This is a genomic window from Streptococcus suis, from assembly GCF_046032115.1.
GTDB classification, from domain to species: Bacteria; Bacillota; Bacilli; order Lactobacillales; family Streptococcaceae; genus Streptococcus; species Streptococcus suis_AJ.
Map to the genome: position 1 here is coordinate 1 of NZ_JARQOZ010000026.1, position 19859 is coordinate 19859.

General features: G+C 41.9%; 20 protein-coding genes and 1 pseudogene. 14 read left to right on the forward strand and 7 right to left on the reverse strand.

Going from position 1 to position 19859, the window contains the following annotated elements; genetic code table 11:
• Window positions 1-152 precede the first annotated feature (152 nt).
• From P7J36_RS08150 to P7J36_RS08160, 3 genes are all read left to right on the forward strand, one after another.
• Window positions 153-1490, forward strand: a complete 1338-nt coding sequence (locus P7J36_RS08150) for a hemolysin family protein (protein ID WP_408551852.1) — start codon at window positions 153-155, stop codon at window positions 1488-1490.
• Between the two features lie 116 nt (window positions 1491-1606).
• Window positions 1607-2398 carry a pyruvate formate-lyase-activating protein gene (gene pflA, locus P7J36_RS08155; RefSeq protein WP_012027587.1) on the forward strand — a complete coding sequence of 264 codons (792 nt, stop codon included), beginning with the start codon at window positions 1607-1609 and terminating at the stop codon, window positions 2396-2398.
• A gap of 21 nt (window positions 2399-2419) precedes the next feature.
• Complete coding sequence (locus P7J36_RS08160) at window positions 2420-3562, forward strand: glycoside hydrolase family 3 protein (protein WP_408551851.1); 1143 nt, start codon at window positions 2420-2422, stop codon at window positions 3560-3562.
• Between the two features lie 38 nt (window positions 3563-3600).
• On the opposite strand, the gene P7J36_RS08165 is transcribed toward P7J36_RS08160, so the two are convergent.
• Both P7J36_RS08165 and P7J36_RS08170 read right to left on the reverse strand, forming a co-directional pair.
• Complete coding sequence (locus tag P7J36_RS08165; RefSeq protein WP_408551850.1) at window positions 3601-4443, reverse strand: VOC family protein; 843 nt, start codon at window positions 4441-4443, stop codon at window positions 3601-3603.
• 200 nt (window positions 4444-4643) lie between these two features.
• Window positions 4644-5183: an NADPH-dependent FMN reductase gene (locus P7J36_RS08170; RefSeq protein ID WP_029171500.1), complete on the reverse strand. Its 540-nt coding sequence runs from the start codon at window positions 5181-5183 to the stop codon at window positions 4644-4646.
• 206 nt (window positions 5184-5389) lie between these two features.
• On the opposite strand from P7J36_RS08170, the gene P7J36_RS08175 reads away from it, so the two are divergent.
• Window positions 5390-5737: a winged helix-turn-helix transcriptional regulator gene (locus P7J36_RS08175; RefSeq protein ID WP_024378102.1), complete on the forward strand. Its 348-nt coding sequence runs from the start codon at window positions 5390-5392 to the stop codon at window positions 5735-5737.
• A gap of 24 nt (window positions 5738-5761) precedes the next feature.
• Here P7J36_RS08175 and P7J36_RS08180 read toward each other — a convergent pair whose 3' ends face one another.
• Complete coding sequence (locus tag P7J36_RS08180; protein WP_408551849.1) at window positions 5762-7459, reverse strand: M3 family oligoendopeptidase; 1698 nt, start codon at window positions 7457-7459, stop codon at window positions 5762-5764.
• A gap of 137 nt (window positions 7460-7596) precedes the next feature.
• Here P7J36_RS08180 and P7J36_RS08185 point away from each other — a divergent pair, with 137 nt between their 5' ends.
• From P7J36_RS08185 to nmlR, 3 genes and pseudogenes are all read left to right on the forward strand, one after another.
• Window positions 7597-8532, forward strand: coding sequence for a manganese-dependent inorganic pyrophosphatase (locus P7J36_RS08185; protein WP_024384619.1), 936 nt, complete (start codon window positions 7597-7599; stop codon window positions 8530-8532).
• Between the two features lie 188 nt (window positions 8533-8720).
• Window positions 8721-9210, forward strand: a pseudogene (locus tag P7J36_RS08190) (phage tail protein).
• 253 nt (window positions 9211-9463) lie between these two features.
• Complete coding sequence (gene nmlR / locus P7J36_RS08195) at window positions 9464-9874, forward strand: stress response transcriptional regulator NmlR (protein WP_408551848.1); 411 nt, start codon at window positions 9464-9466, stop codon at window positions 9872-9874.
• A 21-nt stretch (window positions 9875-9895) separates the two neighbouring features.
• On the opposite strand, the gene P7J36_RS08200 is transcribed toward nmlR, so the two are convergent.
• Window positions 9896-10210, reverse strand: a complete 315-nt coding sequence (locus P7J36_RS08200) for a DUF3270 domain-containing protein (protein ID WP_024375877.1) — start codon at window positions 10208-10210, stop codon at window positions 9896-9898.
• Window positions 10211-10370: 160 nt separating this feature from the next.
• Between P7J36_RS08200 and P7J36_RS08205 the strand changes: the two genes are divergently transcribed.
• Both P7J36_RS08205 and P7J36_RS08210 read left to right on the forward strand, forming a co-directional pair.
• On the forward strand, window positions 10371-11300 hold the full coding sequence (locus P7J36_RS08205; protein ID WP_408551847.1) for a peptidase U32 family protein: 930 nt from the start codon (window positions 10371-10373) through the stop codon (window positions 11298-11300).
• A 185-nt stretch (window positions 11301-11485) separates the two neighbouring features.
• Window positions 11486-12772, forward strand: a complete 1287-nt coding sequence (locus P7J36_RS08210) for a peptidase U32 family protein (protein WP_014637579.1) — start codon at window positions 11486-11488, stop codon at window positions 12770-12772.
• 212 nt (window positions 12773-12984) lie between these two features.
• Here the strand turns inward: P7J36_RS08210 and P7J36_RS08215 are convergent, their stop codons facing one another.
• Complete coding sequence (locus P7J36_RS08215) at window positions 12985-13308, reverse strand: hypothetical protein (protein ID WP_024419527.1); 324 nt, start codon at window positions 13306-13308, stop codon at window positions 12985-12987.
• Window positions 13309-13399: 91 nt separating this feature from the next.
• Between P7J36_RS08215 and P7J36_RS08220 the strand changes: the two genes are divergently transcribed.
• Window positions 13400-13615: a YdbC family protein gene (locus P7J36_RS08220; protein ID WP_002942899.1), complete on the forward strand. Its 216-nt coding sequence runs from the start codon at window positions 13400-13402 to the stop codon at window positions 13613-13615.
• Between the two features lie 11 nt (window positions 13616-13626).
• On the opposite strand, the gene P7J36_RS08225 is transcribed toward P7J36_RS08220, so the two are convergent.
• Window positions 13627-14166, reverse strand: coding sequence for a biotin transporter BioY (locus tag P7J36_RS08225; RefSeq protein WP_043029067.1), 540 nt, complete (start codon window positions 14164-14166; stop codon window positions 13627-13629).
• 204 nt (window positions 14167-14370) lie between these two features.
• Between P7J36_RS08225 and P7J36_RS08230 the strand changes: the two genes are divergently transcribed.
• A complete protein-coding gene (locus tag P7J36_RS08230) occupies window positions 14371-15108 on the forward strand; it encodes a cyclase family protein (protein WP_099832921.1) in 738 nt (245 codons plus the stop codon).
• Between the two features lie 49 nt (window positions 15109-15157).
• Here the strand turns inward: P7J36_RS08230 and gorA are convergent, their stop codons facing one another.
• Window positions 15158-16507, reverse strand: a complete 1350-nt coding sequence (gene gorA / locus P7J36_RS08235) for a glutathione-disulfide reductase (protein WP_408551846.1) — start codon at window positions 16505-16507, stop codon at window positions 15158-15160.
• Between the two features lie 214 nt (window positions 16508-16721).
• Here gorA and P7J36_RS08240 point away from each other — a divergent pair, with 214 nt between their 5' ends.
• From P7J36_RS08240 to P7J36_RS08250, 3 genes are read left to right on the forward strand one after another with little or no spacing between them, the layout of a single operon-like run.
• Window positions 16722-17888: an efflux RND transporter periplasmic adaptor subunit gene (locus tag P7J36_RS08240; RefSeq protein ID WP_398581863.1), complete on the forward strand. Its 1167-nt coding sequence runs from the start codon at window positions 16722-16724 to the stop codon at window positions 17886-17888.
• Window positions 17869-18564, forward strand: coding sequence for an ABC transporter ATP-binding protein (locus tag P7J36_RS08245; protein ID WP_029180352.1), 696 nt, complete (start codon window positions 17869-17871; stop codon window positions 18562-18564). The genes P7J36_RS08240 and P7J36_RS08245 overlap by 20 nt, the downstream gene beginning before the upstream one ends.
• Entirely contained in the window at window positions 18565-19812 is a 1248-nt protein-coding gene (locus tag P7J36_RS08250; protein WP_043029071.1) for an ABC transporter permease, read from the forward strand.
• Window positions 19813-19859: the final 47 nt, after the last annotated feature.

Here is a 19859-nt window from a genome sequence, read left to right on the forward strand (position 1 = left end):
AGATAAGGAAAGTCGTCACTATCCTCTTTTGGACGGTAACAAATTGGATAAAATACGAACTACGGGAATGATTCTTTATAACAAGAAATATGTTAATTTTTAGAATTTGTGGTATAATGGAAATGTTATAAATTTTATTATAGGAGAACATCATGGAAGACCCTGGTAGTCAGACCATCTATTTACAACTGTTAATTTTATTCTTATTGACTCTGTTCAATGCCTTCTTTTCAGCCTCTGAAATGGCGCTTGTTTCTCTAAATCGTTCAAGAGTAGAACAAAAGGCCGCAGACGGTGAGAAGAAATATACTCGCTTGCTTCAAGTTTTAGAGAATCCTAACAATTTTCTATCAACCATTCAGGTCGGTATTACCTTCATCTCCATCCTTTCAGGTGCCAGCTTGGCTAATGATTTGGGAGCTGTATTTGCCAAATGGATGGGGAATTCAACAACAGCACAAACCGCAGGATACTGGCTTGCACTGGCTATGTTGACTTTCGTTTCAATCGTTCTTGGTGAATTGTACCCTAAGCGGATTGCCATGAATATGAAGGAAAATCTGGCAGTAGTCACTGCACCTGTGATTATTTTCCTTGGGAAAATTGTTAGTCCGTTTGTGTGGTTATTATCTGCTGCAACGAATCTTATCAGCCGTATTACTCCTATGAATTTTGATGATGCGGATGAGCAAATGACACGGGATGAAATTGAATATATTTTGACAAAGAGTGAGAAAACCTTAGACGCCGAAGAAATCGAAATGCTTCAAGGTGTGTTCTCTTTAGATGAGCTGATGGCACGTGAAGTAATGGTTCCCCGTACGGATGCTTTCATGGTGGATATTGAGGATGATACAGCAACCATCATGGCAGCTATCCTCAAGCAGAATTTTTCACGTATCCCTGTTTATGATGGCGATAAGGACAATATCATTGGCCTCATTCATACCAAGAAAATCTTGTCAGAAGCTTTCAGTAATGGCTTTGACAATCTCAACATCCGCCGCATTATGCAGGAGCCTCTCTTCGTTCCAGAAACGATTTTCGTGGATGATTTGTTGACATCATTGAGAAATACCCAAAATCAAATGGCCATCTTGTTAGATGAGTATGGTGGAGTTGCAGGTCTTGTCACCTTGGAAGATTTGTTGGAAGAAATTGTCGGTGAAATCGACGACGAAACGGACAAGACAGAAGTTTTTGTTCGAGAAATTGCTGACAACACCTATATCGTCCAAGGAAATATGACCTTGAATGACTTCAATGAGCATTTTGAGATGGAGTTGGAAAGTGATAACGTTGATACGATTGCTGGTTATTATCTGACAGGAGTCGGTACCATTCCGAGCCAAGACGAGAAAGTTTCCTTTGAAGTGGATAGTAAAGATCACCACCTAGTTCTTATTAACGATAAGGTAAAAAATGGTCGCGTAACAAAATTAAAACTCTTGATTACACCACTGGAGAAAGAAGAAACCGATAAGGACTAGGGCAACCTAGTCTTTTAGCTTTCTTCTTACGGAAGATGATAGTTATGAAAGAAAGTAAATGATAGAAGCGTTTTCATTTTTGTGATATACTAGTCTTATAAAATGATGAGGATGAGATGATGACAGAAATTGATTATCGTAAAGTGACAGGTTTGGTTCATTCAACAGAGAGTTTTGGTTCGGTTGATGGTCCAGGGGTACGTTTTGTGGTCTTTATGCAGGGCTGTCACATGCGTTGCCAGTATTGCCATAACCCAGATACTTGGGATCTGGTCAATCCAGCAGCGACTGAGAGAACAGCAGAAGATGTCTTGAATGAAGCCCTGCGTTTTCGTATGTTTTGGGGAAAAGAAGGGGGTATTACCGTTTCAGGTGGTGAAGCAACCATCCAGATTGATTTTTTAATTGCTCTGTTTACCCTTGCAAAAGAAAAAGGGATTCACACTACTTTGGATACCTGTGCGTTGACTTTCCGTAAGACAGAGCGCTACTTGGAAAAATATAGTCGGCTTATGGAAGTAACAGACTTGGTGCTCCTTGATATTAAGGAAATGAATCCTGAGCAACACCGCATTGTGACAGGTCATAGTAACAAGACTATTTTAGAATGTGCTCAATATCTATCAGACATTGGTAAGCCTGTTTGGATTCGTCATGTCCTGGTACCGAATTTGACTGACCGAGATGAGGACTTGATTGAACTTGGTAAGTTTGTTAAAACATTAAAAAATGTCGAACGTTTTGAGGTGTTACCTTATCATAATCTTGGTGAATTTAAGTGGCGTGAGTTGGGCAGACCCTATCCACTAGAGGGGACTAAGCCCCCAACGAAGGCTCGAGTGGAAAATGCAAAGGCCTTGATGGAGACAGAAACCTATCAGGAGTACTTGAATAGAATTAAGGGATAATAGTGAAGAGGTCGGAGATTGATGCGAAAAAGATTTAATGTGTTAGGGACAAGTATCACTTGTCTCTTGTTTATTGGGCTTATGTTAGGCTTGTTCTTTTTGGGAGATCGAACACAAAAGGAGCAAACCAAAGTTGCAACGACATCATCTAGCCAAGAAATATCTGCTAGGGACAAAGTGATTGCAAAATATCTAGATCAGATGACCTTAGAAGAAAAGGTCGGACAGATGATCTTTGCTCGGATGCCATCTGCAGGACAAGCTGAGGCATTGGAAACCTATCATTTTGGAGGCTATATCTTATTTGCAAGTGATTTTGACGGTAAGACACTGGAGCAAGTTAAAGAAGAGATTGCTTCTTATCAATCGCTTTCAAAAGTGCCGCTATTAATGGCTTCAGATGAGGAAGGTGGGACGGTAACGAGGATTAGTCAACTTCTGGAAACACCTTTTGCGTCGCCTTTGGAACTGTACCAAGCTGGCGGCATTGAGGCAATTTTGTCGGATGCCAAGCAGAAGACCAGTCTTTTAAAGGAAGAGGGAATCTACGCAGGTTTCTTCCCAGTTGCGGATTTATCCACTGATCCATCCTCTTTTATCTACGATAGGACCATTGGTCAGGATGCAAAAACCACCGCAGACTATATTGGTCAATTGGTCAAATTGTTAAAGCAAGAACAGTTTACTTCGACTTTGAAACATTTCCCGGGTTATGGGGACAATGCAGATTCGCACACGGATTTGGTCTATGACAACCGCAGTTTAGAAGATTTGCGTGCCAGTGATTTTCTCCCCTTTAAAGCTGGGATTGAAGCAGGTGCAGACTCTATCATGGTTAGCCACAATATTGTACCTGCCATTGATGATGTCCCATCATCCATTTCACCTGAAATCAATAAAATCCTTCGGAATGAGCTTGGTTTTGAGGGTGTCATTATGACGGATGATTTTGATATGCAGGGCTTGGTTCAATTTGTAGATCAAGATACAGGTGCCTTGCAGACCATTCAAGCTGGGACAGATATGATATTGTCTTCAAGTTATGCCAGTCAAATTCCTTATATTATCGAACAAGTAAAGGCCGGAACTATTACAGAGGAGCGAATTGACCAATCCGTTAAACGGATTTTGGGAATGAAATACGATCTTGGCTTAATCAAATAAACAAAGAAAAGGAAGTGCTAGATACTTCCTTTTTCGTATTATTCTAAAACAAGCTTAGTTTTTATACCATCCACGTCGACAAAGGCTGCGCTATTGTCTAGTCTTTGAAGGTTTAGGTTTGCGGCAATGGCACGATTCAAGGTTGCTTCAAATACTTCTGGATTGGAATAGATGACCGTATAGTAGGCAAGGCCTGGCATGCCTTCTTGTCTGGTTTTCAGATTTTTTCCTCCCCATTCATTGACGGCAAGGTGGTGGTGGTAGTTACCAGAAGCCAACCAAGAGGCAGATGGAACGGTGAAATTATCTCTGACAGCTAGAACTTCTTGGTAAAATTTGCTAGAAGCAGCGCTTTCTCGGACAGATAGATGGACATGGCCCATACGACTACCAGCAGGCATCTGATAGGCTGCGTCAGCTTTTTTCCCTAAAGCATAAATCGTTTCAGCATCCATTGGCTCAGATTTTCCAACAATTTGACCGTCAGCTCGAACATCCCATGCATCTTGTGGCAGGTCACGGTAAACTTCGATGCCATTGCCTTCGGTGTCGGCTAGGTAAATGGCTTCGCTGTAACCGTGGTCGCTGGCGCCTTGGAGGGGAATCTTATTGTCGATAAAGTGGCGGAAAATGGTCCCGAGGTCCTCACGGCTAGGTAGGACAATGGCCAAATGGTAGAGTCCGTAGCTGTGGTGGACTTCGCCGTTCTGCTCTGTTTGAATCAGGCGGACAAGGGTGTTTTTTCCAACACCAAGGTCAATCTGTTTAGGGCTTTGGAAGAGGACTTGCAGCCCCAAGACTTGTTGGTAAAACAGGCTTTGGAGTTCTAAATCGCGGACATTGAGGGCAACATGGCCCAGTTCAAATTGGGAATTGTACATAGGAATACCTGACTTTCTAATTTGGCTTGAATAAATTCATAAGGTAAATAAATGATTGTATAACCATTATAACACATACAAACTATTTTGTAAGTACGTAATTTTTGGATAGTCACTATCTTAATATGAAGTTTTGTATCATATCAAGGGAGAATTCGATTGATTTTCAAAAAAACTAGAACCGAAGTTCTAGTTAAGTATTAAGCTTCCAACAATGCTTGAGCTTGGGTCTGCAAACCGGCAATGGCTTCCTCTGATAAGACCAATTCTCCAGTTCCCCATGCTTCTGGGTTGACAGTTGTACCTGTAAATTCACCTACGACTTGCATACGAACAAATGGTAATAGAGCTTGGTAGCTAGCAAACATTTGGTCATGACCAGCGTTGGCAACAGATGATACGGTAACGATTTTGTCTTGAAGGGCAGATGGACCACGAGTATCTGACAAGTCAAGGGCACGGCTGAGCCAGTCAATCAAGTTTTTCACAGTACCTGGGATAGCAAAGTTGTAAACGGGTGAGAAAATCCAGATGGCATCTGCTGCCATTATGGCATCGCGTGCAGCTTGGACTGTTGGCAAGACAGGTGTCTCAAGGTCTTGGTTCATCAATGGGACATCTTTGTAATCAAGGTAGCTTACAGTAGCTTGACCTTCTAAAATGCTTTCTGCTTGTTTAGCCATTTGGTGGTTAAATGAACCTTCACGCAATGAACCGACGATAAATAAGATGTTCTTCATTTGTTTTTCTTCCTTCTTTGTAAAGATTTTTTTGAAAGTTGAGATAAGAGACATATATCCTCCTCTTAAGAAAATTCTTTCCTACTTTCGTAGTTTATGGTATTATTGTAGCAGGTATAAAAAGTAAATACAAGTACGTTTTTTTTGTAAAGTCACTATCTATTTGTGAAGTAATGCGTCGTATCAAGAAAAAAGAAAGGGTAAATATGCCAACATTTACATCTCATACTGTTCCAGAGTGCCCTTATGTGGCTACTCAAAGTGTATTATCAGGGAAATGGAGTATGTTATTGCTCCATCATATCGAAGAAGGACCGATTCGGTTTAATGAATTGCATCGTCGATTAACAGGGATTTCCCAAGCAACCTTGACCAAGCAACTCCGACAATTAGAAGAATATGGATTGATTACGCGTAAAGTCTATGCACAAGTTCCGCCAAAGGTCGAGTATGAACTGAGCGAGATTGGGCAGGAATTTAAAATGGTCTTGGAGCAAATCGAAACATTTGGGGAAAAATACATCAACTTTGTCAAATCAAAAAAATCTGAATGAGCTGTTCATTCAGATTTTTGCGTTTTAGAGTTCGTCATCCTTAACTGCATTTAACCAATCAGCAGCAGCTTTTGCGGTGCTTTCAAGGGCACCTTCTTTGAATGGTGATTGGAGGTTTGCAGCTTCAACCACTTGCAAGAAGGACTTGGTACCACCCAAATCACAGATGCGGATGTAGTCTTCCCATGCAGTTTCATCATGGTCCACTTGCGTGCGTTTCCAGAATTGAAGGGCACACACTTGGGCCAAGGTGTAGTCGATGTAGTAGAATGGACTAGCAAAGATATGACCTTGACGATACCAGAAGATACCGCGGTTAAGAGCTTCTGACTCAGAATAATCACGGTCTGGTAAGTAGAGGTCTTGGAGTTTCTTCCAAGTTGCCTTGCGTTCTGCCGGTGTCATCTCAGGGTGTTCATAGACTTCGTGCTGGAAGTGGTCCACCAAGACTCCGTAAGGTAAGAAGAGAAGTGTGCCAGCCAAGTGACTGAATTTATATTTATCAACCTGCTCCTTGAAGAAGCGGTCCATCCATGGCCAAGTCATAAATTCCATAGACATGGAGTGGATTTCACAGGTTTCATAGGTTGGCCAGACAACTTCTGGACTTTGAATCCAACGAGAACGATAAACTTGGAAGGCATGACCTGCTTCGTGGGTCAAAACATCAATATCACCGCTGGTTCCGTTGAAGTTAGAGAAGATGAATGGGCTCTTGAAGTCAGGGATATAGGTGCAGTAGCCACCGCTGTTTTTGCCTGGTTTTGCGACCAAGTCCAAGAGTTCATGCTCAATCATGAAATCGAAGAACTCGCCTGTTTCAGCGGACAATTCACGGTACATGTCTTGAGCCTGGCTGACGATAAAGTCAGGGTCACCTTGAGGAACGGCGTTTCCGTCTAAGAACTCAAGATTGAGGTCGTAGTGTTTGAGGCTTGGTACTTGCAAGCGTTTTGCTTGGCGTTGGCGCAGATCTTGCACAATCGGTACGATGTGTTTGAGGATTTCTTCACGGTACACCTTGACCATGTCACGATTGTAGTCGAAACGGTTCATCTTGAGGTAGCCGTATTCCACATAGTCCTTGAAGCCGAGTTTGTGGGCAATTTCCGTGCGGACCTTGACCAATTCATCGTAAACACGGTCGAAATCAGCTTCCTTGCTTTCAAAGAAGGCAGTTGTGGCAGCAGATGCAGCCTTGCGGACTTCGCGGTCAGTTGATTGTCCGAATGGGCCCATTTGTGCCAAGTTGTAAGTCTGACCTTGGAACTCAATCTCTGCACCAGCAATCAGTTTGCTGTACTCATCGGTCAATTCATTTTCCTTTTGGAACAAGGGAATCACATCAGATGAGAAGGTCTTGAGCTTGTTTTCTGCCTGCATGAAGAAGGTTTGAGGCAAGATATCTGACAGCTCTTCCTTGTAAGGCGTCTGGACAATCACACGGTAGTAGTTGGTGGTCAATTCTTCAAAAAGTGGCGAATATTCATTCCAAAACTTGGTTTCTTCATTGTAGAACTCATCGTTCATGTCGATAGTATGGCGGATCATCCAGAGGTTGTACTGGGTATCGACCAAGTTGAGTAATTTTGTAACGGCTGCCACTAGTGTACGAGTTGTTTCCAAGTCACTTGCCTGAGCCAACTGGTCTGTCAGGTCAGAAAATTGAGCCTTGATAGCTTCATAATCTGGACGAACATAGGTATAGTCTGAAAATTTCATATGGTTCTCCTTTTGTATTGCTACCTTCTATCTTACTCTTTTTGAAAACGTTTGGCAAATCCCGACCCGTCCATGTTCACAAGTCTTTCTATTTATGGTAAAATGTAGGAGATTATTAGAAAAATGAGGTTGTAGACATGTCTAAATTTTTAGTTTTTGGTCACCAAAATCCTGATACAGATGCCATTGCATCATCGTACGGCTGGGCTCACTTGGAGCGTGAAGTGTTTGGTCGTGATGCGGAAGCAGTTGCACTTGGAACGCCAAATGAAGAAACAGCGTTTGCGCTTGACTATTTTGGTGTTACTGCACCGCGCGTGGTTGAGTCTGCAAAAGCAGAAGGCGTTAGCCAAGTCATCTTGACAGACCACAATGAATTCCAACAATCAATCGCAGACATCAAAGATGTGGAAGTGGCAGCTGTTATTGACCACCACCGTGTCGCAAACTTCGAAACGGCAAATCCATTGTACATGCGTTTGGAGCCAGTAGGTTCAGCATCTTCAATCGTTTACCGTGCCTTCAAAGAAAATGGTGTGACACCTCCAAAAGAAGTGGCAGGTCTCCTCTTGTCAGGTTTGATTTCAGATACTCTTTTGCTCAAATCGCCAACTACTCATGCAACAGATCCACAAGTAGCAGCTGAATTGGCTGAAATTGCTGGTGTGAACTTGGAAGAATACGGCTTGGCACTCTTGAAAGCAGGAACCAACCTTGCCAGCAAGTCAGCAGAAGAATTGATTGACATCGACGCAAAAACCTTTGGTTTGAACGGAAATGATGTGCGTGTAGCCCAAGTCAACACAGTGGACATTGCAGAGGTCTTGGAACGCCAAGCAGAAATCGAAGCAGCAATGACAGCAGCATCAGCAGCAAATGGCTACTCTGACTTTGTCTTGATGATTACAGACATCGTTAACTCAAACTCAGAAATCCTTGCCCTTGGTAGCAACATGGACAAGGTAGAAGCGGCCTTCAACTTCAAGTTGGAAAACAACCACGCTTTCCTTGCAGGAGCCGTTTCACGTAAGAAACAAGTGGTGCCACAATTGACTGACGCTTTCAACGCCTAATGAATTTTTCTACCGACCTCAAACTGAAGTCGGTAGGAGGCCTTACCTAGCACCTTCGGGTGCTTTTTCATTATCGTCATTTAGTTTATCTTTTATTACGTCGTTAACTCACCTTGCCTAACTCCAGTTATGCCTGCGGTTCGTTGCCTAGTACTAAAAGCAAACTAAAAGACTATAAAAGGAAAATCATGTCTTATACAGTACATTTTAAAGTAGTCGAAACGACAGGATTGGAAACTAGTCCAGTCGCAGAAGTCTTGGTCGGTCTGCGTGCCAACGAGGCTCGCTATTTCTGGAATAAATACAAGCAGGAGTATGTGGTTTACACACCAGAAGAGAAGCCTGAAATCCTGCCCTTCATCGAGAAGGTATTGGCAGACTCCTTTTGCTTTGATAGTCACTCCCCTGACTATCAAACTCCCCTACACTCTGCTCAATGTCGCTCAGCTTGAGGTAGATGGCATTCTCTGGTCTTTTGTCTTTTATGACAATGACCTGGCTGTCAATGTCCTCTATACGCTAGAAGAAGGAGGCAAACGAGCGGTCGGTTTCAAATTATCAGACGGCATTGAAATTCCCAAAGAATTTGAAGGTAAATTCAAGTTTGCCCGACAACGCTCCAAACTAGCAGGCGAAATTCGTGGCACCTTCTTCGTTGTCAAGGGAGAATATTTGTAAGCAAGAATCTGGGATTTCCCAGATTTTTTAAAAATGGCTTGACTTGGAGTGGACTTCAAGGTGTATAATAAGCGAAATATCGTCATTTAGTTTATCTTTTATTACGTCGTTAACTCACCTTGCCTAACTCCAGTTATGCCTGTGGCTTTTGAAGCGAACGTGGTTCGCACTATCTCCAGCCTTCAAAGGTTCCCCAAACCTTTGAAGCGAGTACTAAAAGTAAACTAAAAGACTATAAAGAAGGGAGCCTGGAATGAATATCAAAGAAGTTAGTCAAGTGACAGGTCTATCGGCAGATACCATTCGCTACTATGAGCGGATAGGGCTTGTTCCCAAAATTGCAAGAAAATCTTCTGGAGTAAGGGACTTTTCGGAAAATGATGTCGCCATTTTGGAATTTATTCGCTGTTTTAGGAGTGCGGGTATGTCTATTGAGCGCTTGATTGAGTACATGGGCTTGGTGCAGGCTGGAGATAGTACTGTGGAAGCCCGGATTGATTTACTAAAAGAGGAACAGGAAGAATTGCGGTCACGCTTGTCGGAAATTCAGCAAGCTCTAGATCGTTTAGATTATAAAATAGAAAATTACCAGACTATATTAAGAGGTGCGGAGAATCAATTGTTTACAGACGGCGGTAGTTCATTCAAAAAAGGCAGAGGATAACTTCTCTGCCTTTATAATTCATTATTCATTTTTTCTTATAACTTGTTTGGGTTTAAATTTCTTCTTTAGCCCAATTTGAACCAAACGTAGTCCAAGAAAACCCGTCGCACTTGCCAATATGATGGCAACAAAAACAGGAATGCCTACGGATAGATAGACATAACTAGCGATGACTGTTATCAAACTAAAAAATGCGATATTAACAAAAAACAACAATTCCTTTAGACGTTCTTTATTGGTATTTTTTGCCTGATAGGTTTGAAAATTAGCCTTTTTCTCTTTCGGGATATACTCTTCGTACCGGTACTCATGGGACTGATAGTGTCTTAATGCCATATCGTCTCCTTCTCTGCTCCCTAAAGAATACCATAACATTGCTGAATTTTTATGTCATTTATATTACAATAATGTTACAAGAGAAAAATTAGAAAAGTCTGAATATTAAAATACAGGTAGTCACTTATCAGATATTTCTCTTTTTGATATAATTATCTTTATGGAAAAAATTATCATTACAGCAACAGCTGAAAGTATTGAGCAGGTCAAAGAACTGCTTGCAGCAGGAGTTGACCGTATTTATGTTGGGGAAGAGGACCATGCCCTTCGCATCCCAACAAATTTTACCTATGATGAACTCAGGGAAATAGCAGAGCTAGTTCATAGCGCTGGGAAGGAATTGACGGTCGCTGCCAATGCCCTCATGCACCAAGATATGATGGACAATATCAAACCGTTTATGGAGCTAATGAGGGAAATCAAGGTTGATTATCTGGTTGTCGGAGATACTGGAATTTTCTATATCAATAAACGTGATGGCTACAATTTCAAGCTAATCTATGATACATCTGTCTTTGTGACTTCCAGCCGTCAGATTAACTTTTGGAAAGATCATGGAGCAGTAGAGGCTGTTTTGGCAAGAGAGATTCCATCAGAAGAACTCTTTGATATTGCTAAGAACTTGGAAATGCCAGCGGAAATCTTGGTCTACGGCGCCTCTGTTATTCACCATTCTAAACGAACCTTGTTACAGAATTACTACAATTTTACAAAGGCTGATGAGACAGATTTGTCACGTGGACGCGGACTTTTCTTAGCTGAGCCGAGTGACCCAGATAGCCACTATTCTATCTTTGAGGACAAGCATGGTACCCATATCTTTATCAACAATGACATTGATATGATGACCAAGCTGTCAGAATTAGATGAACATGGTTATCATAATTGGAAACTTGATGGTATCTATTGCCCTGGTCAGAACTTTGTTGGAATTGTTAAGCTTTTTGTTCAAGCAAGAGATTTGATTGAAAAAGGCGAATTCACTTATGATCAGGCCTTCCTTTTGGATGAACAGATTCGCAAGCTCCATCCAGCTGAACGTGGCTTGGATACAGGCTTCTACGAATTTGACCGCAATAAGGTTAAATAAGTTTCAGTTTAATCATATATTTATTATTTTACTTACTCTATCCTGGCAGAGTTAGCTCTGTCACTTACTATGTAAGGTCAGAGCACGAAAACGCCTTTGGGCGATTTTCTAGACTCTGCACTAGGTTTCCACATGAAAAGTATCGTTTTCATGTGGAAACCGTCGCAAATAGAAAGAAGTTTATTATGTCAAAAACATTAAAGCGTCCCGAGGTCTTGTCACCTGCTGGGACTTTGGAGAAATTGAAGGTTGCCATTGATTATGGTGCCGATGCTGTCTTTGTTGGCGGCCAGGCCTACGGTCTGCGTAGCCGGGCTGGTAACTTTACCATGGACGAGATGCGGGAAGGGATTGAATATGCCCATGCCCGTGGTGCCAAGGTCTATGTAGCTGCCAACATGGTCACCCACGAAGGCAATGAAGAAGGAGCAGGAGCCTGGTTCCGCGAATTGCGTGACATGGGCTTGGATGCCGTTATCGTATCTGACCCAGCCCTCATTGTTATCTGTGCAACCGAAGCACCAGGCCTTGAAATCCACCTGTCAACCCAGGCTTCATCGACCAACTATGAGACTTTCGAGTTCTGGAAGGAATTGGGCTTGACTCGTGTCGTTCTGGCCCGTGAAGTGACCATGGAAGAAGTGGCTGAAATCCGCAAACGGACAGACGTTGAGATTGAAGCCTTTGTTCACGGAGCCATGTGTATCTCCTACTCAGGCCGCTGCGTTCTCTCCAACCACATGAGCAAACGCGATGCCAACCGTGGCGGATGTTCCCAGTCTTGCCGCTGGAAGTACAACCTCTACGACCTCCCATTTGGCGAAGAACGCCGTTCGATTAAGGGGGAAATACCAGAGGAGTTCTCTATGTCTGCGGTGGATATGTGTATGATCGACCATATCCCAGACATGATTGAAAATGGGGTTGATAGTCTGAAAATCGAAGGTCGAATGAAATCTGTCCATTACGTATCAACAGTGACCAACTGCTACAAGGCTGCGGTAGATGCTTATCTTGAAAGCCCAGAAAAGTTTGAAGCGATCAAGCAAGACCTGATTGATGAAATGTGGAAGGTTGCCCAACGGGAATTGGCGACAGGTTTCTACTATAGCCCACCGAGTGAAAATGAGCAACTCTTTGGAGCTCGCCGTAAGATTCCAGAATACAAATTCATCGCCGAAGTAGTGGCTTTTGATAAGGAAACCATGACTGCCACTATCCGCCAACGCAATGTCATCAACGAAGGTGACCAAGTGGAGTTCTACGGACCAGGTTTCCGTCATTTTGAAACGACTATTCAAGACTTGCATGATTCAAATGGAGAAAAGATTGACCGCGCCAACAAGCCGATGGAACTCCTGACCATTAAACTGGACCGTGAAATCTACCCTGGCGATATGATTCGTGCCTGTAAATCTGGCCTCATCAACCTCTACCAAGAGGACGGGCAATCCCTAACTATTCGTGCATAAACATAAAAAGGCTGAAATTTCAGCTTCAGAACGTAGATAAACTCTTAAAAATATAAAAATTGAAGAAGTTTGCGAAAGATAGCAAGTCATTAAACTCTTAGAAACATTGATATTTCGGTGTTTCTGAGAGTTTTTAATTTTCAATATAAAGAAAAAAGATTGAAGAAAATTGTCCAAAATGGACTTTTTCTTCAATCTGCAAGGCTGAAATTTCAGCCTTTTGTTTGTTGTTGAGAAGTCTTGATGCTATCTGGAACCAAGGTAACTTTTTTTATGTCCTCGATTTTTATAATGCTGGTAACCTGACGTTTGAAATTTTTCATGATAATCCGTTGGCGATCGGTATCATATTTCACAATGTCACCTGTGAAACTACGATCACCATAGATGACATGGACTGCAGCTTTTTTATATAAAGCCAGCTCCAAGTTATTCTTGATTTCTTCCTTGCTATCTGGCTCAATAGACTTAGGAGCTTTGCCATGTTCTAAAAAGACGGTGATCTGCTCGAAAATAACTTCTAAAAACCTCTTCATAGCATAATCCTTTCAAACTTGATATAATTATATTATCTAATTTTTATAAAAATGACAAGCTTTTTCGAATAGATAAGTGAGGAGGTAACAAATGGCAGAATTTACATTTGAAATTGAAGAAAAATTATTGGTCTTATCTGAAAATGATAAAGGATGGACCAAGGAGCTTAATCGAGTATCTTTTAATGGAGCACCAGCCAAGTTTGATATCCGAACCTGGAGCCCTGACCATACCAAGATGGGCAAGGGGATCACGCTCAGCAATGAGGAATTCCAAGTCCTCTTGGATGCCTTTGCTAATAAATAAATGAAAGAAGCCTAAGAAAAATAGGCTTCTTTTTTGGTGATAGGTTGCAATAGGCGGTGGCATATCATGACTAGTGTAATTTTAGCTAAATCAGGAAGAATGAAAGGCAGAACAGTCCATCCGATAGTGTCAGTCCAACTGGAACCTGAAACTAGCTTAAATACAAAACAGCCGAGAAGGAAACAGATACTTGTTCCAAGTAGGCAGGCTAGAAAAATTGTAACTGGTGAGGAGTCTGATTTAGTGAGGGCAGAAGTGATGATAGTGTAGAGTAGAAACCCCCATAGAAAGCCAGATGTCGGTCCTGTGAGTGCAGCAAAGCCACCAGAAAAACCAGCAAAAACAGGTAAACCGATAGCGCCAAGAACTAGATATAAGCTGACACTTGTAATTGCCTCCTTGGGTTTGTATAGACAAGCTACTAAGCCGATAGCTAGGGTTTGTAATGTAAATGGTACAGGTCCGATAGACAGACTGATTTGTGAAAGGGTGGAAATTAAGGCTGTTCCAATAGCGATATAAACAAGAGATTTGATAGAAGTTGTTTTCATTTGTTATCCTCTTAAAATTTTATGGTTAACAAAAATTATAGTGAGATTGGATAAGAAAGTCAATGCTCTTTCATCGGATGTAACAACTCTATAGGTGATTTTTATAACAGCTAATAAGAAACTTATATAGTAAAAAACAACAAATTATATGCAAAACAACCTATACCTATGCTAGAATAATAAAAAAAGAAAGTGAGAACTTCTATGACAGAATTACTTGATATTTACCGTACTCTTAAATCTAAAACTTGGGTAGACTTGACTCACCAAATCAATGAAAAGAGCCCGCATTTCCCTGCGCTACCAGCTCTCGAAAAGAAAGCCCTATTTACTCATAAGGATGGCTTCTTTGTCGAACAATTTACGGTTGTGGGGCAGTATGGAACCCATATTGATCCTCCGATTCATTTTGTAGAAGGAGCTCGTTATCTTGATGAGATTGATTTGAAAGATTTACTCCTGCCACTCTACGTTATTGATAAATCATCTGCTGTTATAGTAAATAATGACTACGAGATAACTAAGCAGGATATTTTAGACTTTGAGGCTGAATATGGTCCGATAGCACCAGAATCTTTTGTTGCCTTTCGTTCGGATTGGTCAAAGCGCTGGCCTAGTCAAGATGCCATTCGTAATCTAGACGAAGGTGGAGTTCAACGTACACCAGGATGGAGTCATGAAGCTCTAAAATATTTGATTGAAGAACGTCAGGTGAAAGCAGTTGGCCATGAAACATTGGATACCGATTCAGGAGTATCTGCAGCTAAACACGGAGGAAGTTTACCAGAAGAATACTATCTCCTATCAAAAGATATTTATCAGTTGGAAGTATTGGCAAACTTGGATCAGGTACCACCAACAGGTGCATTGATTTCAATCGCTTTTCCCCATTGGAAGAAGGCTTCGGGTTCACCAGTGCGAGCAATTGCTATATTACCATAAGAAAAAGTCCAGACAGTGCTGACCTTCATGTCTGGACTTTTCAATTGAGTTAACGCATAGTAACAAATTCTTCAGAACCTGTCGGATGGATGGCGACAACGGCATCAAATTCTTCTTTTGTAGCTCCCATTTTGATAGCAACTGAGAATCCTTGAATCATTTCATCGACACCATAGCCAATGCCGTGCAGACCAACGACTTTTTCATTTTCTCCTACGGTTACTAATTTAAACTTGGCCATTTGGCGGTTATTTTCTAGGGCAGTGTACATAGAAGTAAAGGCTGAAGTATAGACTTTTACATTGTCCTGACCGTATTGGGCAATCGCTTCGTCCTCAGTTAGACCAACGGTTCCGATAGCGGGGTGAGAAAAGACCACAGTTGGGATGGTTGTGTAATTCATTTTTGCGGTTGGTTTATTGTTAAATAAACGTTCTGCCAAAAGGCGACCTGCCTTGATTGCAACGGGTGTTAATTCTTTTTCACCAGTCACATCACCGAGGGCATAGATACCTGGTACAGCTGTTTCTTGGTATTCATTGACAGAAATATGTCCTGAAGAAGTAAGTTGAACACTAGTTGCTTCTAGGTTGAGTTTGTCAATATTTGGTTTACGTCCAATTGCCCAAAGGACCTTCTGAGCAATATGCCTACTACCGTCAGCAAAGTTAATCTGGATTTGTCCATCACCAGTTTTTTCAAGACTGACAGGAGTTTTCCCGGTATGGAGTGGAAGGTTGGTACGTTGCATTTCTTCCATCAAGGCATCAATAATATAGGTATCAAAGCTACGAAGAGGGCGATTGCCACGAACAAAGAGGTCAGTTTGGACACCGAGTCCATGTAGGAGACCGGCCATTTCCACAGCGATATAACCAGCACCAATAACAGCCACAGAAGAAGGTAATTCTTCCCATGCAAAGACATCGTCAGATACAATCCCTAGCTCACTACCAGGAATAGCAGGGACTGCCGGTTTGGCGCCAGTTGCGATGACAATGTGTTTTGCACGAATCAGTTCACCATTGACTTCAACCGTTTGGGAATCGACAAAGCGGGCAAATCCCTTGATCACTTCAACTCCGTTATTTTTAAAGGTATTCCCATAGGATGTACGGGACCGTTCAATGTAGGCTTCACGATTTTTACGCAAGGTGGCAAAATCAAAGGTCACTTCTTGGCTAGTAAATCCATATTCAGGTCCATAATGCTGGATGGCTTCTGCTACCTGAGAACCGTACCACATAATTTTTTTGGGTACACAACCAAGGTTAACACAGGTCCCTCCTAGATAGCTTCCCTCAATAACTGCTGCCTTGGCACCGTATATAGCGGCTCGGTTCATGGTAGCAATGCCCCCGCTACCTCCACCAATGGCAATAATATCAAATTCTTTCATGAGTTTTTCCCTTCTAAATAATAAACTGTCTTCATTCTACCCTTTTTTTATTTTTCAATCAAAAATCCGCTACGCTCTCTTACAAAATTGTAAGTTGGAAAAATGACGAACTTTTTATAAAATGTTTAAGAAAACACTTGCAAATATCTGTGTATTCGTGTATTATATAGACAATACAAAATAAATATGTTTTGAATAGAGAAGGAGTATCCATATGTTAAAGACAAAGAAAGCTAAAATTGCTTTGTTTAGTGGTCTTGGTGTTGCGGCTGTCGCCTTAATCGGTGGTGCCTTGGTATTTGGAGGTGTATTAGGCGGTTCCTCACCAATTTCTACAGAGCAAGTTGCGACTAGTTTGACCTATACAGTAGCTAAAGAGGGTTCGATTGCTTCATCGACCTTATTGACAGGAACGATTTCTGCAGCAGATGAGCAGTATGTTTACTATGATCCTTCTAAGGGAGATTTGAGTGAGGTTCTAGTTGCTCCAGGCACTCAGGTCGAAGTAGGCACCCCTTTGATTCGCTATGATGCTACAGAGTTGCAGTCTGCTTTGGATACTGCTGTTCGTGGGCGTGATAAGATTGGACGTCAGATTTATGATTTGAGAAACAATGGTCAGACTGTTCAAACAACGGGTGATGCTGCAACAGATGAAGCGGCAACAGCTGCAGCTCAACGTTCAGTAGATATGCAGTTGGCAGACTTGAATGATTCGTACGCAGATGCACAAGCTGCTGTGGATAAAGCGTATACAGCCTTGCAAGAAGCTACAGTTACAAGTACAGTAGCTGGTACGGTTGTTGAAGTAAATAAATCAGTTTCGAAGAGTTCAACTTCTAGTCAGACCGTTGTTCATATCGTCAACCAAGGTAGCCTACAAGTGACAGGAAATTTGACGGAATATGATTTGGCAAATATTGCAGTTGATCAAGAAGTAAAATTGACCAGCAAGGTATATCCTGATAAGTCTTGGACTGGAAAGATTACCTATATTTCAAATTATCCAGCAACAGATCAAACCGCAAGTGCAGTAGCAGGTGCAGGTGGTGGTTCAGGTGCCAAATATCCTTTCAAGGCTGCCTTGACCAGTGAATTGGGTGAATTGAAGCAAGGTTTTACTGTGAATATTGAAGTGGTCAATACTACCAACCATATTTTAATTCCTGTAACAGCAGTTGTACCAGAAGGCGATAAAAACTTTGTGTGGACCATTGTTGAAGGAAAAGCTAAAAAAGTGGAAGTAACGTTGGGAAATGCTGATGCTCTCAACCAAGAGGTGACAGGAGGTATTGCAGCAGGAGATCAGGTCATCACCATTCCAACTCCAGACCTTGAAGAAGGAAAAGAGGTTGAAGCCTATGAAGAACCAGCTAATTAGATTAACCAATATAAACAAATCCTATAAAAATGGTGACCAAGAATTGCGTGTCCTTAAGGATATAGATCTAGAGGTGGAAGAAGGGGAGTTTCTAGCCATTATGGGACCTTCAGGTTCGGGGAAATCAACCCTGATGAATATTATCGGTCTTCTCGATCGTTCAACAACTGGAAATTATTGGTTGGAAGGGGAAGAAGTCAGTCAACTGTCTGAGAAGAAATTAGCCTCCGTTCGTAATGACCAAATTGGTTTCGTCTTCCAACAATTCTTCCTGCTATCAAAACTCAATGCCCTTCAAAATGTTGAATTGCCTTTGATTTATGCAGGAGTTCCAGCCAATCAACGGAAAAAATTAGCTAAACGTTATTTGGAAAAAGTGGAGTTGGCTGAGCGGATGACTCACCTGCCATCTGAGCTATCAGGTGGACAGAAACAAAGGGTGGCTATTGCGCGTGCCTTGGTCAATACACCAGCTATTATCTTGGCGGATGAGCCAACAGGTGCCTTGGATACTAAAACAGGTGAGCAAATAATGGAACTCTTGACTGAGTTAAATAATGAAGGAAAAACGATTATCATGGTTACCCATGAGCCTGAAATTGCAGCCTATGCCAAACGTAAAATAGTCTTGCGTGACGGTGTCATTACAGAAGATAGTAGAAGGGAGGAGGTATAGATGGAAAACTGGAAATTTGCCCTCAAGTCTATCCTAGCCCATAAGATGCGTTCTCTTTTGACTATGTTAGGTATTATCATCGGTGTGGCCTCTGTTGTGATCATTGTAGCAATGGGAACAGGTATGTCTAAGAGTATTGAAAAGTCTCTGGCTGGTGATCAGAATAATGTTCAGGTCTACTTTACTCCCTTTGTTGGAACTGAAGAACGAACTCAGGGTGCATTTACGTACACAGTTCCTGGCGAGGCTTCTGAAGAACAGGAGCCAGATGTAACGGACACAATGTTAAAGGGGCTTTTGGAAATCGATGGGCTCAGTGGCTACTACATTAGTGCTTCAAGTACCTCTACTGTAGCAGCGGGCAATGCGCAAGCTGATAATGTCTTTATTACTGGTGTTAGTCAATCCTATTTTGACATAAAGGCATTAGAAATCTTGGCTGGCCGTCGTTTTACTGCTAACGATTACAGCCGATTTTCCCGTATTATCATGTTGGATGTTGCCTTGGCTGAGAAGCTTTTTGGTTCAACCGATGCAGCCCTCAACCAAATCGTCAGTGTCAATGCCAATTCTTACCTTGTAGTTGGTGTTTACAAAGATCCCAAAGCAGGTACTTCCCTCTATGGTTTCAACTCAGGCGGAAATGCCATTATGACCAATACGCAACTAGCTGCTGAAATGGGTACCAAGGAAAATAGTGGGCTCTATGTCCATGTAGAAGATGTGAGTAGAGCTGCTGAGGTTGGTCAGGCTGCCGCAGCATACTTGACAAATATAACAGGTCTAAAGGAAGCCCGTTATGATATCTATGATATGTCAGCTATGTTAGATGATTTTAAGAACCAAATGTCAGGTGTCACTACGTTTATCGGTGCTGTTGCAGGAATTTCACTTCTTGTAGGTGGTATCGGTGTTATGAACATCATGTTGGTATCTGTGACTGAGCGGACACGTGAAATCGGTCTTCGTAAAGCTCTGGGGGCAACCCGAGGAAATATCTTGATGCAGTTCTTGATTGAAGCTATGGTCTTGACCACTTTAGGTGGAGCAATCGGTTTAGCTATCGCTCAAGCCATTGTGTTTATTCTCAACGCCACAAAGGTTATGGGAGAGATGACAGCTGAAATATCAATACCGGTTGTATTAGGAAGTTTAGCCTTTTCAGCAGCAGTCGGAATTGTCTTCGGCGTTCTTCCTGCTAATAAGGCTTCTAAGCTTGATCCAATTGAGGCATTACGTTACGAATAATATGATGAAACGATTAGGTTTTCCTAGTCGTTTTATTTTTTGAGCAA

Excerpts from the sequence above, each read along its gene's own strand:
- P7J36_RS08150 (WP_408551852.1), top strand. The coding sequence starts at position 153 with ATGGAAGACCCTGGTAGTCAGACCATCTATTTACAACTGTTAATTTTA.
- pflA (WP_012027587.1), top strand. The coding sequence starts at position 1,607 with ATGATGACAGAAATTGATTATCGTAAAGTGACAGGTTTGGTTCATTCA.
- P7J36_RS08160 (WP_408551851.1), top strand. The coding sequence starts at position 2,420 with ATGCGAAAAAGATTTAATGTGTTAGGGACAAGTATCACTTGTCTCTTG.
- P7J36_RS08165 (WP_408551850.1), bottom strand. The coding sequence starts at position 4,443 with ATGTACAATTCCCAATTTGAACTGGGCCATGTTGCCCTCAATGTCCGC.
- P7J36_RS08170 (WP_029171500.1), bottom strand. The coding sequence starts at position 5,183 with ATGAAGAACATCTTATTTATCGTCGGTTCATTGCGTGAAGGTTCATTT.
- P7J36_RS08175 (WP_024378102.1), top strand. The coding sequence starts at position 5,390 with ATGCCAACATTTACATCTCATACTGTTCCAGAGTGCCCTTATGTGGCT.
- P7J36_RS08180 (WP_408551849.1), bottom strand. The coding sequence starts at position 7,459 with ATGAAATTTTCAGACTATACCTATGTTCGTCCAGATTATGAAGCTATC.
- P7J36_RS08185 (WP_024384619.1), top strand. The coding sequence starts at position 7,597 with ATGTCTAAATTTTTAGTTTTTGGTCACCAAAATCCTGATACAGATGCC.
- nmlR (WP_408551848.1), top strand. The coding sequence starts at position 9,464 with ATGAATATCAAAGAAGTTAGTCAAGTGACAGGTCTATCGGCAGATACC.
- P7J36_RS08200 (WP_024375877.1), bottom strand. The coding sequence starts at position 10,210 with ATGGCATTAAGACACTATCAGTCCCATGAGTACCGGTACGAAGAGTAT.
- P7J36_RS08205 (WP_408551847.1), top strand. The coding sequence starts at position 10,371 with ATGGAAAAAATTATCATTACAGCAACAGCTGAAAGTATTGAGCAGGTC.
- P7J36_RS08210 (WP_014637579.1), top strand. The coding sequence starts at position 11,486 with ATGTCAAAAACATTAAAGCGTCCCGAGGTCTTGTCACCTGCTGGGACT.
- P7J36_RS08215 (WP_024419527.1), bottom strand. The coding sequence starts at position 13,308 with ATGAAGAGGTTTTTAGAAGTTATTTTCGAGCAGATCACCGTCTTTTTA.
- P7J36_RS08220 (WP_002942899.1), top strand. The coding sequence starts at position 13,400 with ATGGCAGAATTTACATTTGAAATTGAAGAAAAATTATTGGTCTTATCT.
- P7J36_RS08225 (WP_043029067.1), bottom strand. The coding sequence starts at position 14,166 with ATGAAAACAACTTCTATCAAATCTCTTGTTTATATCGCTATTGGAACA.
- P7J36_RS08230 (WP_099832921.1), top strand. The coding sequence starts at position 14,371 with ATGACAGAATTACTTGATATTTACCGTACTCTTAAATCTAAAACTTGG.
- gorA (WP_408551846.1), bottom strand. The coding sequence starts at position 16,507 with ATGAAAGAATTTGATATTATTGCCATTGGTGGAGGTAGCGGGGGCATT.
- P7J36_RS08240 (WP_398581863.1), top strand. The coding sequence starts at position 16,722 with ATGTTAAAGACAAAGAAAGCTAAAATTGCTTTGTTTAGTGGTCTTGGT.
- P7J36_RS08245 (WP_029180352.1), top strand. The coding sequence starts at position 17,869 with ATGAAGAACCAGCTAATTAGATTAACCAATATAAACAAATCCTATAAA.
- P7J36_RS08250 (WP_043029071.1), top strand. The coding sequence starts at position 18,565 with ATGGAAAACTGGAAATTTGCCCTCAAGTCTATCCTAGCCCATAAGATG.